The sequence below is a fragment of the Psychromonas antarctica genome (assembly GCF_022267535.1).
Classification (GTDB): domain Bacteria; phylum Pseudomonadota; class Gammaproteobacteria; order Enterobacterales; family Psychromonadaceae; genus Psychromonas; species Psychromonas antarctica.
In genome coordinates, this window is sequence record NZ_JAHNZV010000017.1 from 1 (window position 1) to 15,729 (window position 15,729).

At 39.4% G+C, this 15,729-nt stretch carries 17 protein-coding genes; 14 read left to right on the plus strand and 3 right to left on the minus strand.

Annotation, left to right across the window (positions count from 1 at the left end; all coding sequences use genetic code 11):
• Positions 1–134 precede the first annotated feature (134 nt).
• A complete protein-coding gene (locus KSO91_RS06465) occupies positions 135–965 on the minus strand; it encodes a DNA ligase (protein WP_238742144.1) in 831 nt (276 codons plus the stop codon).
• A 65-nt stretch (positions 966–1,030) separates the two neighbouring features.
• Positions 1,031–1,882, minus strand: coding sequence for a carboxylating nicotinate-nucleotide diphosphorylase (nadC, locus tag KSO91_RS06470; RefSeq protein ID WP_238742145.1), 852 nt, complete (start codon positions 1,880–1,882; stop codon positions 1,031–1,033).
• A gap of 118 nt (positions 1,883–2,000) precedes the next feature.
• Between nadC and coaE the strand changes: the two genes are divergently transcribed.
• The 4 genes from coaE (at position 2,001) to KSO91_RS06490 (ending at position 3,951) form a co-directional block, all read left to right on the plus strand.
• On the plus strand, positions 2,001–2,606 hold the full coding sequence (gene coaE, locus KSO91_RS06475; protein WP_238742146.1) for a dephospho-CoA kinase: 606 nt from the start codon (positions 2,001–2,003) through the stop codon (positions 2,604–2,606).
• A gap of 76 nt (positions 2,607–2,682) precedes the next feature.
• Positions 2,683–3,414: a cell division protein ZapD gene (gene zapD / locus KSO91_RS06480; RefSeq protein ID WP_238742147.1), complete on the plus strand. Its 732-nt coding sequence runs from the start codon at positions 2,683–2,685 to the stop codon at positions 3,412–3,414.
• 8 nt (positions 3,415–3,422) lie between these two features.
• On the plus strand, positions 3,423–3,593 hold the full coding sequence (gene yacG / locus KSO91_RS06485; protein WP_238742148.1) for a DNA gyrase inhibitor YacG: 171 nt from the start codon (positions 3,423–3,425) through the stop codon (positions 3,591–3,593).
• A 13-nt stretch (positions 3,594–3,606) separates the two neighbouring features.
• Positions 3,607–3,951 carry a HopJ type III effector protein gene (locus KSO91_RS06490; RefSeq protein WP_238742149.1) on the plus strand — a complete coding sequence of 115 codons (345 nt, stop codon included), beginning with the start codon at positions 3,607–3,609 and terminating at the stop codon, positions 3,949–3,951.
• 33 nt (positions 3,952–3,984) lie between these two features.
• On the opposite strand, the gene yciH is transcribed toward KSO91_RS06490, so the two are convergent.
• The gene (yciH, locus tag KSO91_RS06495) at positions 3,985–4,311 is read right to left on the minus strand and encodes a stress response translation initiation inhibitor YciH (protein WP_238742150.1); all 327 of its coding nucleotides are present in this window, start codon (positions 4,309–4,311) and stop codon (positions 3,985–3,987) included.
• Positions 4,312–4,478: 167 nt separating this feature from the next.
• Here yciH and KSO91_RS06500 point away from each other — a divergent pair, with 167 nt between their 5' ends.
• The 10 genes from KSO91_RS06500 to KSO91_RS06545 all read left to right on the plus strand — a co-directional run bounded on the left by KSO91_RS06500 (position 4,479) and on the right by KSO91_RS06545 (position 15,693).
• Positions 4,479–4,709 (plus strand): FeoA family protein, encoded by a 231-nt coding sequence (locus KSO91_RS06500; protein ID WP_238742151.1) that lies wholly within the window; start codon positions 4,479–4,481, stop codon positions 4,707–4,709.
• Positions 4,706–6,991, plus strand: coding sequence for a Fe(2+) transporter permease subunit FeoB (gene feoB / locus KSO91_RS06505; protein ID WP_238742152.1), 2,286 nt, complete (start codon positions 4,706–4,708; stop codon positions 6,989–6,991). The genes KSO91_RS06500 and feoB overlap by 4 nt, the downstream gene beginning before the upstream one ends.
• The gene (locus tag KSO91_RS06510; RefSeq protein ID WP_238742153.1) at positions 6,988–7,218 is read left to right on the plus strand and encodes a FeoC-like transcriptional regulator; all 231 of its coding nucleotides are present in this window, start codon (positions 6,988–6,990) and stop codon (positions 7,216–7,218) included. The genes feoB and KSO91_RS06510 overlap by 4 nt, the downstream gene beginning before the upstream one ends.
• A gap of 115 nt (positions 7,219–7,333) precedes the next feature.
• Positions 7,334–8,452, plus strand: a complete 1,119-nt coding sequence (rlmN, locus tag KSO91_RS06515) for a dual-specificity RNA methyltransferase RlmN (RefSeq protein WP_238742154.1) — start codon at positions 7,334–7,336, stop codon at positions 8,450–8,452.
• Between the two features lie 190 nt (positions 8,453–8,642).
• Positions 8,643–9,425 carry a type IV pilus biogenesis/stability protein PilW gene (pilW, locus tag KSO91_RS06520; protein ID WP_238742155.1) on the plus strand — a complete coding sequence of 261 codons (783 nt, stop codon included), beginning with the start codon at positions 8,643–8,645 and terminating at the stop codon, positions 9,423–9,425.
• A complete protein-coding gene (locus KSO91_RS06525) occupies positions 9,412–10,362 on the plus strand; it encodes a RodZ domain-containing protein (protein ID WP_238742156.1) in 951 nt (316 codons plus the stop codon). The genes pilW and KSO91_RS06525 overlap by 14 nt, the downstream gene beginning before the upstream one ends.
• 231 nt (positions 10,363–10,593) lie before the next feature.
• Positions 10,594–11,703, plus strand: a complete 1,110-nt coding sequence (gene ispG, locus KSO91_RS06530) for a flavodoxin-dependent (E)-4-hydroxy-3-methylbut-2-enyl-diphosphate synthase (protein ID WP_238742157.1) — start codon at positions 10,594–10,596, stop codon at positions 11,701–11,703.
• Positions 11,704–12,341: 638 nt separating this feature from the next.
• Complete coding sequence (locus KSO91_RS06535; RefSeq protein WP_238742158.1) at positions 12,342–13,559, plus strand: ammonium transporter; 1,218 nt, start codon at positions 12,342–12,344, stop codon at positions 13,557–13,559.
• 186 nt (positions 13,560–13,745) lie between these two features.
• Positions 13,746–14,372, plus strand: coding sequence for a uracil phosphoribosyltransferase (gene upp, locus KSO91_RS06540; protein WP_238742159.1), 627 nt, complete (start codon positions 13,746–13,748; stop codon positions 14,370–14,372).
• A gap of 37 nt (positions 14,373–14,409) precedes the next feature.
• Positions 14,410–15,693: a uracil-xanthine permease family protein gene (locus KSO91_RS06545; protein ID WP_275113927.1), complete on the plus strand. Its 1,284-nt coding sequence runs from the start codon at positions 14,410–14,412 to the stop codon at positions 15,691–15,693.
• Positions 15,694–15,729: the final 36 nt, after the last annotated feature.

A 15,729-nucleotide genomic window follows, 5' to 3' on the forward strand; every position in this document is an offset into this window, starting at 1 on the left:
ACTTTTTGATATTTAATCTAATTTCGCTTCCATTATCCAGAACTGAGGTTAACTATATAGGAGAACTTCTTATCTTTTTTGATAAAGCATGACTGTCTCGGGCTGCGTGATGGTTTATTCTGACTTAGAGTTCGTCACATCGACTCTCTAATACGCATAAAACTGGCAAAACGTGGTACATTATTGACGGTTTTACCGATATATTGATAAGTGATCCTTGAGCCTATTGGTGGTGGATTTTCACGTTCCGAATCAGAAAAACCACTGCCAATTTTAAAGATAATTCCCGCTTCCGTTTTTACCAATAAGGCACCGAGACGACCACTGTTTCTTCCTTTACCGGGAAGGTGCTTTAATACGATAGCCTCCGCATCTTGATATTTTTTTAATTTCATTAAATTGTTACTGCGTTTAGTTTGATAATAGGCAGTCCCTAAATGTAACATAAGTCCTTCACCGCCTTTGTTAATGACCTTATCGAGTAGTAACTGTAATTCACTATTACTGTTCAGTTGTTGCTGTTGGATCATTTTCAGGTAGGGCGAAGGATTGTTTTTTACAATTTTTCTCATCGATGTAATTCGTTCACTAAAATTAACCTTTGAGCTTGGAAGATCAAAAATCATAAACAAGATTTTTTGCCATGCTTTATTATCGTCTTTATGCTGGCGTACAATACCTGATACCTGTGCGAATTGATTACGTTTTATCCATAGCTCCCCATCCAGTGGAATAGCGGGGAAATCTTTGATAAACCAGCGGGGAGCATTAAAAATATTGCCTTGCCGTGAAATTAAGTTTTTACCGTCCCAATAAGCGCGTACACCATCAAGTTTCTCACTTACCCAATAAGCTTTGATATCAATATCTTGATGGTAAAGAGTGGCAAGTTGAATGGGGGGGGTGGCGGATTGAGTCAGAGGAGAGAACAGCAATATAAAAAAAAGTGTTAAAATAGCTGGCATAAATAATCACCCTAGAAAATAATTTGATTAAGAATGAGTCTAGGGTGTTTTTAATTTAATACCAATTATTCAACAAAGCGCATTGAAAGATCAACCGCCTGTATATGTTTGGTAAGTGCGCCGACGGAAATAAAATCAACGCCTGTTTCCGCATAGCTGAGAATCGTTTTACGATTAACATTACCAGAGACTTCCAAATCAGCGTTGTGTCCATTTGTATTGTTAATGGCAACCGCTTCAATCATCATTGGCACGGTGAAATTATCGAGCATCACACGTTGTGCTCCTGCATTGAGCGCCTGCTTTAGCTCCTCAATTGTCTCAACTTCAACTTCAACCCAGCGTTCAGGATGCTGTTCATTAGCTATCGCTATCGCCTGCGCGATACCACCGCAGGCAAGAATATGGTTTTCTTTAATTAAATAAGCATCAAATAATCCCAAACGATGGTTATAACCACCGCCACATAACACGGCATATTTTGATGCGTTGCGTAAGCCCGGTAACGTTTTACGAGTATCGAGTAGTTTACAATCAGTTTTTGCAATGAGATCGATATATAGTTTAACTTTGGTCGCAATACCAGAGAGTGTTTGTATGAAATTAAGGGCCGTTCTCTCACCGGTGAGTAATGTGCGAGCGGGGCCTTCAAGGGTAAAAAGCGTACTATTAGCTTTAACAAAATCACCGTCTTTTACAAACCAATTGATTTTGACGGCATCACCGAGTTGCCTAAAAACTTCTTGAGTCCACGCCTGGCCACAAAAAACAGCATCTTCACGTGTAATGACAAGTGCTTTTGCCTGTTTATCTTCAGGAATTAAATTTGCAGTAATATCGCCTTCAACTGCAGGTAATCCGTTTAAATCTTCATGTAAGGCAATTTTCACACTTTGTGCTATCTCTTGCGCAACCATAGTTAATTCCCATTAAGCAATAAAAAAACAAATATTACCTGTAATGCTTTGCTAATAGCAATGATCTCTGACGTGAACTCTTATAAAATATACAATCATTAATAAGCGAGAGGTGGTTATGACATTGATAATTGGTTTAACGGGCGGCATTGGTTGTGGTAAATCAACGGTATCCTCTTTTTTCTCGGAGTTAAATATTCGCATTATAGATGCAGATCTTATTGCTCGCTTAGTGGTTGCAAAAGGGCAGCCTGCATTAAAAAAAATAGAAGCACATTTTGGTCTCGGCATATTAACCGACGGTACTTTGAATCGTGGTTTATTACGGGACTTGATTTTTCAAGATGATCATCACAAAGCGTGGCTAAATAATCTTTTACATCCGCTTATCCGCACTGAAATTAAGAGGTTATTGGCTGCCGCAGAAGGACCCTATGTTTTATTAGAAGCTCCCTTACTATTTGAAAATAATCTCGATGATTTTAGCGATTACGATCTCGTGGTCGATCTTGATCCTAAACTACAACTCCAACGCGCAAGTGTGCGTGATGGTGTATCGGTTAAAAGTATAAAAGCGATAATGGACAGTCAAATACAGCGAGAGCAACGTTTAGACAAAGCTGACTTTGTGATAAACAATAATGGTGTTTCGCTGCAGACCCTGAAAAACAGGGTTGTTGATTTAGATAAGCAGTTTAGAAGCCTGCAAAAGAAACTAAAATAAGCAGCATTTCTTTTCCAGTTTAGTTACTTTTGCTGTACGCTTAGTGTTTTACTCTCAGATAAATTTAATATAAAAAATGATCGCTTTTGAATACCCATTAAATGAGAAAATCCGTAGTTATTTACGTTTTGAATCGCTTTTTTTACAGATTAAAAAAAGTAAAGATCTGACCACTGAAAACGATTCAATTGCTTTTTTTAAGGCATTATTTGAATTACTCGAATTAAGTGAGCGCTGTGATATCCGCCATGATTTGGTCAAAGATTTGCGGCAGTTATCTGAGCAGATGAATAGCTGGTTAGCGCTTCCTGAAGTCGATTATCAGGCTGTTTCTAAATTAATAATTGAAATTAACGAGTTGATTGATGCTGTCTTGAATATGCCCAAACAATTGCGTTACTTTAAAACGAATCGCTTTTTAACTTCCCTGAAACAGCGATTCTCGATCCCGAGTGGCTGCTGCAATTTTGATCTACCGCAGTTTCATTTCTGGTTGGCAAGTGACTTGGAAAAGCGTCAGCAAGACAGCCAGCGCTGGTTTAGTTATTTCGTCAGTCTGGATCTTGCTTTAGCACTCTTCCTGAAAATTAAAAGATCACAAGGCGTGAGCTCTGAGCTGAAGGCGAGCAATGGGGTTTATCAAGGTGAAGTTGAAAATTGCAGTTTTTTAATTATTAAACTGGAACAAAAACAAGCGGTTTACCCGATGATTAGTGGTCATAAAAATCGTTATTCAATTCGTTTTGTAGATGCTGAAGTTGATAATCAACTTTCAGAGAATATTGTATTTGAACAAATTTGCTGCTAGGAGTTTACATGAAAGTTAATTGTCCAACCTGCCAAAAAGAAGTGCAGTGGAGCAAAGAAAATAGCCACCGTCCGTTTTGTTGTAAACGTTGCCAGCTTATAGACTTAGGTGAGTGGGCGAGTGAAGAGAAGCGTATTAAAGGTGAGCCAGTTCAAGCTGATAATATGATGCAAGATTAAGCAGGGAGTTATTATGCTAATAACTGAATTTTTAGATAAATTATCGACACAACCAGAAAATATAGAGTTTACTGATACGATGGCGGTGATTGAACTGCATTATTCTTTTACTGACACCTCTTTTGTGAATGGTCTGCAGATAAATGCGGCGGGAGAAAATTCTGGCTCATGCAAACTGTTCTCTTTTGCACAGTTGCAAAATTTGAACGAGTCGAAAACCCTTGCTTGTTTTGGCCGCTACTACCGAGAGGATGTATTAGACTTCCCAAATGCGCAGGATCATCAAAACATCCGACAATTTATGATTAATGGTTGGAAAGGGCTGCACTTTGAAAGTCAGGCTCTCAATCAAAAATAAAGAATTAAAGGCGGCAGCTCTGGTCGCCTTTAACTAACCGCCGGCTAATTTGACTTTATAGCCTTTAATTTCTAATAGACTCTTCACAATTTCACGCTGATCACCTTGAATCTCAATCACAAAATCTTTGACACATCCCCCCGTTCCGGTGCGTTTTTTTATCTCTTTAGCCAGTGTTTTAAGCGCTTCGGCATCAATTGCTAAGCCTTTGATTAAAGTCACACCTTTACCTTTTCGTCCTTTCGTTTCGCGATGAATGCGCACAATGCCATCAACTTCGGGCGCCTTTATTTTCGCACTAGGTTTATCGATTTTTCCACGATCAGTGGAATACACAAGATTAAGATCGTTGAAGTCCATACTATTTTCCAGTAGTTATTTTTTCTTAGTTTACCAGAGCGTCATTATATATCGCTAATAAGATTGATTTAAAACATTGTATACCCCTATTTTTTGATTTATTATCAAATGCAAATGCGAATGATTTGCAATTGGGTTAGGTTGTAATTTTACAAAAGGAGCAAGCGATGCTGCTATCTGAACTTAAAGTTGGACAAAGAGCGTGTATTGTTAACATGCATGATATGGAGCCTATTATGCGTAAAAAATTGCTCAATTTAGGTTTTTTACCCAAAGCTCAAATTGAAATGCTGCGTCGAGCTCCGATGGGGGATCCCGTTGCGATCCGTTGTGCCAACAGTAGCATTGCGTTGCGCAAATCATTAGTGAGCAAAATTAAAGTGGAGTTAATTGCATGAGTTTGTCCATCGCTACCATCGGTAATCCTAATTCAGGGAAAACTACTTTATTTAATGTGCTAACGGGGGCAAATCAGCATGTTGGCAACTGGAGTGGTGTGACAGTTGAGAAAAAAACTGGCTATTTTACCTTAAGCGATAAAAGCGAAGTACAGGTTATTGATCTTCCTGGGATTTACAGTCTTGACTATGATGCGGATGGGAGCTCGCTTGATGAGCGTGTCGCTTTTGATTATATTATGCAAAATAGCCCCGATATTATTATTAATGTCATTGATGCAAGTTGTTTAGAGCGTAGTTTATACCTGACATTACAGCTTAAAGAGCTTGGATTGCCCGTTGTCGCTGTGATTAATAAAATGGATGTGGCTGAAAAAAAACGTTTAGTCATCAATGAAAAAGCACTCGCTAAAGGATTAGGCTGTCCTGTTATTAGCTTATCAACACATGATAAAAAATCTGTAGAAAAACTAACCTCACAGTTAACTCGATTAACACAACAAACAATTAATGAACCGCTTATTTTAAATTACGGTGATGTTTTAACGCCTGTTATTGAAATAGGTATAAGTTTATTGGATTCTGAGAGTCATCATTTACAAAATAGAGCGTTGGCAATTAAATTATTGGAGAATGATCAAAGCATTTTTATGCGTCTTTCTCAATCTCAACAAGCCTCTTTTTTGCAAGAAAAAAGTAAAGCCGTAGAAAAAAGTTTCGATATTGACTTGCAAATTGCCGATACTCGTTACAGTTTCATCTATCAACTGCTGCAAGATGCAGTGCGAGTGGAAGGTGTATTAGGGCGTTCAATTTCTGAAAAAATCGATGCCTTAGTAATGAACCGCTTTACTGGCATCCCTTTCTTTCTCTTCGTGATGTATTTGATGTTTATGTTTTCAATTAACATCGGCAGTGCCTTTATTGATTTTTTTGATATTGCGGGTGGGGCCATTTTTGTCGACACTAGCGCACAATTATTAGCTGCGCTATCTGCCCCTGATTGGTTAATTAATATATTAGCCTACGGTGTTGGTAACGGTATCCAAACCGTGATGACTTTTATTCCTGTTATCGCTTGTCTCTATCTATTTTTAGCCATATTAGAAAGTACCGGTTATTTAGCGCGCGCTGCGTTTGTTATTGATAAATCAATGCAATGGATAGGCTTGCCAGGAAAATCTTTTGTGCCAATGATCATTGGTTTTGGCTGTACTGTGCCAGCCGTAATGGCAGCAAGGACTTTAGAAAAAGAACGTGAGCGTCTATTAACGGTGGTCATGTCTCCTTTTATGTCATGTGGTGCACGTTTACCTGTATATGCATTATTCGCGAGTGCCTTTTTTCCTGAAAATGGCCAGAATATTGTGTTTTTATTGTATTTAATTGGGATCTTTGTCGCGGTTGCGACGGGATACGTATTAAGCCGTACAATATTACCTGGAAAAAGTGAAAGTCTATTTTTAGAATTGCCTGATTATGAGTTTCCGACACTGCGTAATACCTTATTAAAAACCTGGCAAAAGCTTAAAGGGTTTGTCGTTGGTGCTGGGCAAACGATTATATTGGTTGTTACTTTCCTTAATATTATTAACTCGATTGGTGTTGATGGTAGTTTTGGGCATCAAAACAGTGATCAATCATTACTCAGTAAAGGGGCGCAAATTATTACACCTGTTTTATCGCCATTAGGTGTGACACAAGACAATTGGCCTGCGACAGTTGGGCTGGTTACTGGGTTGTTTGCTAAAGAGGCTGTAGTCGGTACTTTAAATAACCTCTATTCTACGCAACTGGCGGACGATGAAGTTACGTTGACGCTGCTTGATAAAATCAATACTGCGTTACAAACTATTCCAGAAAACTTATTAGGCATAAATATTAGTGACCCGTTGGGTATTAACGTAGGGGACCTTTCTGATTTAACCGTTGCCGCTGATCAGCAAGGTGTTGATTTAACGATTTACACTAATATTAAAAAAGCATTTGTGAGTCAAGAAGCTGCATTTGCTTACCTGTTATTTATTTTATTATATGCCCCTTGTGCGGCGGCCATGGGGGCGATTGTTAATGAGGTTGGTGCTAACTGGGCGCGTTTTATTGCCTTATGGACAACCGCTGTGGCTTATATCGTGTCGGTTTCCTATTATCAAATTGGTACATTCTCAGCACACCCAGCCAGCAGCATGCTCTATTTAGCTTTTTCGGCATTGACGGTGTTAGTTGTGCTATACCTATTAAAGCGTAAAGGTAATGTGTTAGCGCAGAAGGTGTCATTATGATTTTACAAGCTATCAGCGATTACGTTAAACAAGCTGGCCGTATAGAGGAAAAAAAACTGCTTAAACATTTCCATCTAAGCAGTGAGGGGCTGATGCCAATGATGGCGGTGTTACTAAAACGCGGTAAAATCCATAAAACGATCAATCAACGTGGTGATAAATTGCCGCCTGAAATTTATTATAGTTGGACTGAAACAGTACAAATACCCGCAGTAAGCGTTGTTTAAATAAGCACAAGGGGGGTTCTTTATGGGCAACCCTTTTCTTTGACTAGCTATATACGTTTAACCTTTGTACAATCTCCCCCTATTTTTTGCCCCCCTTTGTTGTAATGAGGCTTTCATGAGTAATAAAAAAGTAAACCTATTAGATTTAAACCGAGAAGGTTTGCGCGCATTTTTTGTAGAATTGGGTGAAAAACCGTTTCGTGCCGAGCAGGTAATGAAATGGATCTACCATTTCGGTTGTGATGATTTTGAATTAATGAGTAACATTAATAAAACCCTGCGCGAGAAATTAAAACAGCGTGCAGAGATTATCGCGCCTGAAATTAAAGTTGAGCAGCGCAGCAGTGATGGCACTATTAAGTGGGCGATGACGGTTGGCGATCAAGAAATTGAAACAGTTTATATCCCAGAAAAAGAACGTGCAACTTTATGCATTTCATCACAGGTTGGTTGTGCTCTTGCGTGTAATTTCTGTTCGACAGCGCAGCAAGGATTTAATCGTAATCTAACGGTTTCTGAAATTATTGGGCAAGTTTGGCGAGCAGCTAAAATTATTGGTGTCAAAGGGGAAAGCGGTCAGCGCCCGATCACCAATGTCGTGTTGATGGGGATGGGAGAGCCATTATTAAATCTGAATAATGTAATTCCTGCTATGGAATTAATGTTGGACGATTTTGGTTATGCACTTTCTAAACGCCGCGTGACTATCTCTACATCGGGTGTTGTGCCGGCTCTAGATATTTTAGGCGATCGCATCGATGTTGCCTTAGCTATTTCATTGCATGCTGCCAATGATAAATTACGCTCTGAAATGATGCCGATTAATGATAAATATAATATTGCTGATTTCCTCGCCGGTGTGAAACGTTATATCGAAAAATCTAATGCCAATAGAGGTAAGGTAACTGTTGAGTATTTATTGCTGGATCACTACAATGATTCAACGGATCAAGCCCATGAACTTGCGCATCTTCTTAAAGATACACCGTGTAAAATTAACCTTATCCCTTTTAATCCCTTTCCTGGAAATGATTACGCTAAACCAAGTAACAGTCGTGTAGATCGTTTTAATAAAGTGTTAATGGAGTATGGTTATACTGTTATTGTACGTAAAACTAGAGGTGATGATATTGATGCGGCCTGCGGTCAGTTAGTCGGCGATGTGATTGATAGAACTAAACGCACCATGAAAAAGCGAGAAAAAGGCGAAAATATCGAAATCGCTGCCGTTTAAGAAAAAGATCAGATCTGACTCGCTACATATTAGCAGAATCTAGTTGTGCAAGTGGTTTAACACTAAAGCGAATGATCGAGGTTCAATAACCACTAAAAAACGGATGCAACTGGGGGCGATATCGTTCACAATGTGTAATACCTGTTTCATGCGGAATTTGCGTGAACAGGCTCTGTTAATTGAGGGATTTATGCGCCAACCTATTGTTATTCTGTCACTTATTTTATTGCTTTCTGCTTGCGTTTCAACGGAAACAACGGTCACTACAAAAAATGGAGGTGCAGGCAATAAAATGGCCTTCGATCCTCAAGGTGCTGCGGATACCCGAGTTAAGCTCGCACTTCTTTATCTGCAAAAAAACAACATGGAACAGGCCAAGCAGAATCTAGAAAAAGCCTTAGAATACCAACCTAAAGATGCCAATATCTATCGCATTTTTGCTTATTATTATCAGAGAGTAAACGAGAATAATAAAGCAGAGGAATTGTATGAAAAATCTTTATCAATCGATAATAAAAATCCTGACACTTACAATAATTATGGTACCTTTTTATGTGGGCTTGGACGCTATGAAGAAGCGGACCGGGCTTTCTTAACTGCAGTAAAGCAAGCAACTTATACTGCTGTTGCTAATACTTATGAAAATGCAGGTGTTTGTGCTGAAAAAGCTGGGTTGGCAGAGAAAGCATTGTTTTATTACCAGTACGCTTTATCTCATAACCCTAACAAATATTATTTAAACCTCTCGTTAGCTAAGCTCAATATCAGTAAAAAAGATTATAAAACAGCACGTTTAAATCTTTTTAATTATCAAAAAAATAATAAAGCATCAGCGGAAAGCTTATGGCAATGGATCCGCTTGAGTTATGCCACTGAAAAAAATGCAAGTCTGAATAAATACGCTGGGACATTATTAGAACAATTTCCCGAATCTCAACAAGCCTTAGATTATTTAAATCATGAATACTATTAATAACGAAGAGCCAACTATCGTCGCCCCACTGGGGAAAACGCTACAAGATGCAAGATTAATTGCCTCTCTATCTGTTGAGGCGGTTGCCGAACAGTTAAATTTAGGTGTAGGAACGATACGGGATATTGAAGATAATCTTGATGAAGTGATAGAAAATCAAAAATATCCGACCATTTATTTGCGTGGTTACCTGGTAAATTATGCAAAATTAGTGAAGCTAGGTAAACTTCAACAATTTATTGAGTACCAGAAATTAACACAGAAGCAAAAAAAACCAACTCATTTACGTTCCCCGATGATCATTCCTCCGGTCAAAAAACGCTCCAAGACTTGGTTGTTTTTATTACTTGTTATAGCAGCTGTCAGTGTTTTTTTTATGTTGGAGCAACAAAGTGTTTTGCTGGAAACAGGGAATGAAAATGCGCCAATAGAAGAAACAAAAATCGCTGTGGAAGATAATACTTCGGACTCGCCAGTGGTAATCTCTGAAACAGATCTGTTTGACTTGGAAGCTGATGACATTACACCTAGCACTGTGTTGATTGAAGAAGATGAAGCTGTGCTTGATGAATCTGCTGATACAGAGATGTTGGTTACACAAGAATCAAGTGAACAAGTAACGTCTGAGGCCGCAGAACAATTTGTTGCAGTTGAAAATGAGGCGAATGAAAACGCCGCAGTTGAGCTGGATGTTGCTATCACAGAAGCTTTACAAATGACTTTTAGTGCGGATTGTTGGACCGAAATTGTTGATGCAACAGGTAAGCGTCTCGCATTTGATCTCTACAAAAAAGGGGCTCAACTGACGGTTAATGGTGTGCCGCCTTTTCATTTAAAATTAGGCAAGCCGAGCGCGGTTGAAATACTCTATCAAAACAAAATAGTTGAACGTGATTTTGGGCCTGATCAAATTACACGATTTAGCATCCCGCAGTAGTGAAGCTCTGCACGGCATATCAAATTGCTACAATGTCGTTATTTTTGTGTGTTTCTGCATTAAATGTCTACCAATAGGAAAATCTTGACTCGGTTATTTTTTCGAGGCCACACAAAGCTAATAGCAAGGTATAAAAGCTGAATGATATTAAATACTATTATGCTTTCATTGTCCGAGTTGATATTATTTTTTCTACTAAATATAGATTGAATTACAAAGAGTAAAAATATTATGAGTCATTCTTCTTCAATTATCCGTCGTATCTCCAAACAAATCATGGTCGGTAATGTTCCTGTCGGCGGGGATGCACCAATCACAGTACAATCAATGACCAATACATTAACAACGGATGTTGCCGCAACAGTTGCGCAAATCAAACAGCTAGAATCGGTCGGAGCTGATATGGTCCGTGTTTCAGTACCCACCATGAATGCGGCTGAAGCATTTAAAGAGATTAAAGCACAGACCAATATCCCGTTGATTGCCGACATTCATTTTGATTATCGAATAGCTTTAAAAGTGGCTGAATATGGTGTTGATTGTTTACGTATTAATCCTGGTAATATAGGTAATGAACAACGTATTCGCAGCGTTGTTGACTGTGCGCGGGATAAAAATATTCCTATCCGTATTGGTGTCAATGGCGGTTCGCTGGAAAAAGATATTCAAGAAAAATATGGCGAGCCTACCGCACAAGCACTTGTGGATTCTGCGTTACGTCATGTTGATATTTTAGATCGCCTTAATTTCGAACAATTTAAAGTAAGTGTTAAAGCATCAGATGCACTCTTGGCCGTTGAGTCATATCAGTTACTTGCTAAACAGATAATACAACCACTGCATTTAGGCATCACTGAGGCGGGGGGGCTGCGTAGTGGTTCGGTAAAATCAGCCGTGGGTTTAGGGCTTTTACTGGCGCAAGGGATCGGGGATACGCTGCGTGTTTCTTTAGCGGCTGATCCTGTGGAAGAGATCAAAGTTGGCTTCGATATTCTAAAGTCGTTACGAATCCGTAGCCGCGGCATTAACTTTATTGCTTGCCCAACCTGCTCTCGACAAGAGTTTGATGTTATTGCCACCGTCAACGCACTAGAAGAGCGTCTTCAAGATATTATTACGCCAATCGATGTTTCCATTATTGGTTGTGTCGTAAATGGCCCCGGTGAGGCATTGCTTTCAGATATTGGTATAACAGGTGGTAACAGTAAAAGCGGTTACTATGAAGACGGTGTACGCCAGCGGGAGCGTTTCGATAATAATAACGTGATTGATCAGCTTGAAGCTAAAATACGCGCACGTGTGAATCGCTTAGATCAAAATCAGCTTATATTAAAAGTTTAGTGGTCAGTTAGTTTCTATCTAAAAAGCCAGTTATTTACTAATAACTGGCTTTTTAGTATCTATACATATCTTACTTCAATACACAATTTGTCCCATCCAGTGGTGACTCCGCTCGAAAACAAGTACGGCGCGACAGTATTTGATAAGGGAGCCATCTTCATGCCGTGCCTTATTCGGGGCTCCGATCTGAGTCTTGAGAAAGCACCTTTAGGTATCATGGGTATATAATCAGGCTATTAAAAAATAATACACAATAAAGAATATCTGTAGGTGAGCTGTTAAAAACCGCTTCTATCAGAGTAATTTAAAATACAAATCCACTTATTAAATGCTCTCTTTAAGCCTATAAAAATGCTTGGGATAAAAGTAATTATTACGCTAACAACTTGTTCTAATTAATAAATGAAAATCAATAACGCAAAAATTATGTGTGTTTAGCTAACCATCTCTTTAATATGTACAAATAAATAGTGAATTGTTGTATTTGCCATTTATTTCCTGATTTTGATTTTGTAGTTTGTTGTTCTTTGTCATGTTTTATCGCGTTTTGTCGTGTATATAACTAAAAAAATATTAATTTCAGTGTTGATCAGTTAAAATCTCGGCCAATTTTAATTTAGTTTGTCAACGAGGAAATAATGGAGTCTATTCAAAATCACGTGACAGCGCTGGTGAGCAGCGCCGATACGCTATTTATCTTATTAGGTGCTGTAATGGTTTTTGCTATGCACGCCGGTTTTGCTTTTTTAGAAGTGGGCACTGTGCGCCATAAAAACCAAGTTAATGCCCTAGTTAAAATCATGTCAGATTTTGCTGTCTCGGCATTGGTCTATTTTTTCTTTGGTTACTGGTTCGCTTATGGGGTTACTTTTTTCGATAGCGCTGCCGTACTAGCACAAAACAATGGTTATGAACTGGTAAAATTCTTTTTCTTGATGACTTTTGCTGCAGCCATTCCCGCCATTATTTCTGGCGGTGTTGCAGAGCGCGCACGTTTTAACCCGATGTTAGTCGCAGCCGCGCTATGTGTGGCTGTTGTTTATCCCTTTTTCGAAGGACTAGTATGGAACGGCAATTGGGGTTTCCAAAACTGGTTACTGGTTAATTTTGATGCGGGTTTCCACGATTTTGCTGGCTCTATTGTTGTACATGCTGTGGGCGGTTGGATTGCGTTTGCTGCAATTGTGGTCTTAGGTAGCCGAAATGGGCGTTATCGTGGTGGTAAAGTAGTCGCTTTTGCTCCTTCTAATATACCTTTATTAGCATTAGGAGCTTGGATCCTATCTGTTGGCTGGTTCGGTTTTAATGTGATGTCGGCGCAGGCGATTGAAGGTATTAGCGGTTTGGTTGCGATGAACTCCTTAATGGCAATGGTCGGTGGTATTATTAGCGCCCTAGTGGTTGGTAGAAAAGATCCCGGCTTTATTCATAATGGCCCATTAGCGGGACTCGTCGCAGTATGTGCCGGATCTGATATAATGCATCCCATTGGCGCGCTAGCGACTGGTTTAATTGCAGGTGGATTATTTGTTTGGTTATTTACCTATGTACAAAATAAATTTACAAGCTTCGATGATGTCCTAGGTGTCTGGCCGCTACATGGTGTCTGTGGTTTATGGGGGGGGATCGCCGCGGGTATTTTCGGTCTGCAACGTCTTGGTGGGTTAGGTGGAGTGAGTTTCACCAGTCAGCTGATTGGATCAATTGCGGGTGTATCAGTCGCGCTAATTGGTGGCTTCATTATCTATAAATCAGTAAATTACTTTATGCCTATTCGACTTACTGAAGAGCAAGAGTTTAATGGTGCGGATCTATCTATTCATCAAATTGGTGCGACCAATTTAAATAATAACTAAAAGTATTAAATGCTGCTGTAAAGGGGGGTGTGGTACTAAACTATCGCCCTTTTTTTATGCCATTAATTTATAGAACATGTATTCTACGATTTTCAACATGCTGGTGAACAATAACAATCTTGGGATAAACTGCACTCTTAAAGTGTGTTGTCTGGTTTTTAAATTTGTATTAATTTGGAGAAAAAAATGAAAGTAATTGAAGTGAAACATCCATTAGTTCAGCACAAACTTGGTTTAATGCGAGAAGGGGATATTAGCACTAAACGTTTCCGTGAATTAGCGCGTGAAGTCTCAAGCTTATTAACTTATGAAGCGACTAAAGATCTGGAACTTGAAGACGTTACTATCCAAGGTTGGGATGGACAGATAGTCGTACAACAACTTAAGGGTAAAAAAGCCACTGTAGTGCCCATTTTACGTGCTGGATTAGGAATGATGGACGGTGTGCTAGAGCATATGCCAAGTGCAAAAGTGAGTGTCGTCGGGATTTACCGAGATGAAGAGACGCTTGAGCCTGTTCCTTACTTCTCCAAATTAGTTAATCAAATTGATGAACGTCTAGCGCTTGTTGTTGATCCCATGCTGGCAACGGGTGGTTCAATGATCTCAACATTAGACTTAATTAAGAAAAATGGCTGTACGAATATTAAAGTCCTTATTCTGGTCGCTGCACCTGAAGGATTAAAAGCACTGGAAGCCGCGCATCCAGATGTAGAGGTTTACACTGCATCAATTGATGATCACCTCAATAAACACGGTTACATCGTCCCTGGGCTTGGTGATGCTGGTGATAAAATATTCGGCACTAAATAACGCGCTTTAAATAAATAATAGATGGATGGAGAATAATATGCAGACTAATTCAGGACAAGAATTAGATTTGGATTTAAATAAACCTGTTGAAGATATCACTGCAAATTTGAATTTACCGCAACAAATTTTAGCTGGCTCACAAATGTTATTCGTGGCATTTGGTGCGTTAGTTTTAATGCCTTTAATTACAGGGTTAGATGCGAATGTTGCTCTGTTTACTGCTGGTATTGGTACGTTGCTCTTTCACTTGGTTACAAAAGGACAGGTACCGATATTTTTAGCTTCTTCATTCGCATTTATCGCACCAATCGCTTACGGTATCCAAACTTGGGGAATCCCCGCTACCATGTCCGGTCTATTTGTTTCGGGTATAGTATATATGGTGATGGCGTATGCAGTAAAACTGCGTGGTGTAGAGTTTATTCATCGTTTATTACCGCCTGTTGTGGTAGGACCTGTCATTATGGTGATTGGTCTTGGGCTGGCTCCGCTTGCCGTCAATATGGCAATCGGTAAAGCAGGTGATGGTAGTTTTGTGATTATTGAGCAAAATACAGCGATGATCATCTCTTTTTCTGCATTGCTTACAACGTTATTGGTTTCCACCATGGCTAAAGGTATTTTCAAATTAGTACCTATTTTTTGTGGTGTGATTGTTGGTTATCTTCTGTCTCTGTTCTTTGGTGTACTTGATTTCTCGCCAATCACAGCGGCACCTTGGTTTAGTTTGCCAAATTTTGTCGCACCAGAATGGAACTGGCATGCAGTATTATTTATGATCCCTGTTGCTATTGCCCCCGCGGTCGAGCATGTGGGCGATATATTAGCTATCAGTAATGTAACAGGCAAAGATTTCCTCAAGAAACCTGGTCTACACCGCACGCTATTTGGTGATGGGCTTGCAACTAGTGTTTCGTCCTTATTTGGTGGGCCACCAAACACCACCTATAGCGAAGTCACAGGGGCGGTCATGTTAACGCGTAATTTTAATCCTAAAATTATGATGTGGGCAGCTGTGATTGCAATCTGTCTTGCATTTGTCGGTAAATTTGGCGCTATATTACAAACCATTCCAACTGCCGTGATGGGGGGCATTATGATTTTGCTCTTTGGTACAATTGCATCAGTTGGATTAAATACCTTAATTCGTCATCAGGTCGATCTTTCAAATGCGCGTAACTTATGTATCGTGTCCGTGACATTAGTATTTGGTATTGGTGGCATGGCATTTGGCTTTGGTGCATTTAGTTTACAAGGTGTCAGTCTATGTGGTCTGGTGGCCATTAGCTTAAATCTACTGTTACCAAAAATGAAGAGATAGTTTTTGTAAATTGTAAAATAGCCGTTGGTTTTGGTC

Coding starts and splice junctions, on each gene's coding strand:
- KSO91_RS06465 (WP_238742144.1), bottom strand. CDS start 965: ATGCCAGCTATTTTAACACTTTTTTTTATATTGCTGTTCTCTCCTCTG.
- nadC (WP_238742145.1), bottom strand. CDS start 1,882: ATGGTTGCGCAAGAGATAGCACAAAGTGTGAAAATTGCCTTACATGAA.
- coaE (WP_238742146.1), top strand. CDS start 2,001: ATGACATTGATAATTGGTTTAACGGGCGGCATTGGTTGTGGTAAATCA.
- zapD (WP_238742147.1), top strand. CDS start 2,683: ATGATCGCTTTTGAATACCCATTAAATGAGAAAATCCGTAGTTATTTA.
- yacG (WP_238742148.1), top strand. CDS start 3,423: ATGAAAGTTAATTGTCCAACCTGCCAAAAAGAAGTGCAGTGGAGCAAA.
- KSO91_RS06490 (WP_238742149.1), top strand. CDS start 3,607: ATGCTAATAACTGAATTTTTAGATAAATTATCGACACAACCAGAAAAT.
- yciH (WP_238742150.1), bottom strand. CDS start 4,311: ATGGACTTCAACGATCTTAATCTTGTGTATTCCACTGATCGTGGAAAA.
- KSO91_RS06500 (WP_238742151.1), top strand. CDS start 4,479: ATGCTGCTATCTGAACTTAAAGTTGGACAAAGAGCGTGTATTGTTAAC.
- feoB (WP_238742152.1), top strand. CDS start 4,706: ATGAGTTTGTCCATCGCTACCATCGGTAATCCTAATTCAGGGAAAACT.
- KSO91_RS06510 (WP_238742153.1), top strand. CDS start 6,988: ATGATTTTACAAGCTATCAGCGATTACGTTAAACAAGCTGGCCGTATA.
- rlmN (WP_238742154.1), top strand. CDS start 7,334: ATGAGTAATAAAAAAGTAAACCTATTAGATTTAAACCGAGAAGGTTTG.
- pilW (WP_238742155.1), top strand. CDS start 8,643: ATGCGCCAACCTATTGTTATTCTGTCACTTATTTTATTGCTTTCTGCT.
- KSO91_RS06525 (WP_238742156.1), top strand. CDS start 9,412: ATGAATACTATTAATAACGAAGAGCCAACTATCGTCGCCCCACTGGGG.
- ispG (WP_238742157.1), top strand. CDS start 10,594: ATGAGTCATTCTTCTTCAATTATCCGTCGTATCTCCAAACAAATCATG.
- KSO91_RS06535 (WP_238742158.1), top strand. CDS start 12,342: ATGGAGTCTATTCAAAATCACGTGACAGCGCTGGTGAGCAGCGCCGAT.
- upp (WP_238742159.1), top strand. CDS start 13,746: ATGAAAGTAATTGAAGTGAAACATCCATTAGTTCAGCACAAACTTGGT.
- KSO91_RS06545 (WP_275113927.1), top strand. CDS start 14,410: ATGCAGACTAATTCAGGACAAGAATTAGATTTGGATTTAAATAAACCT.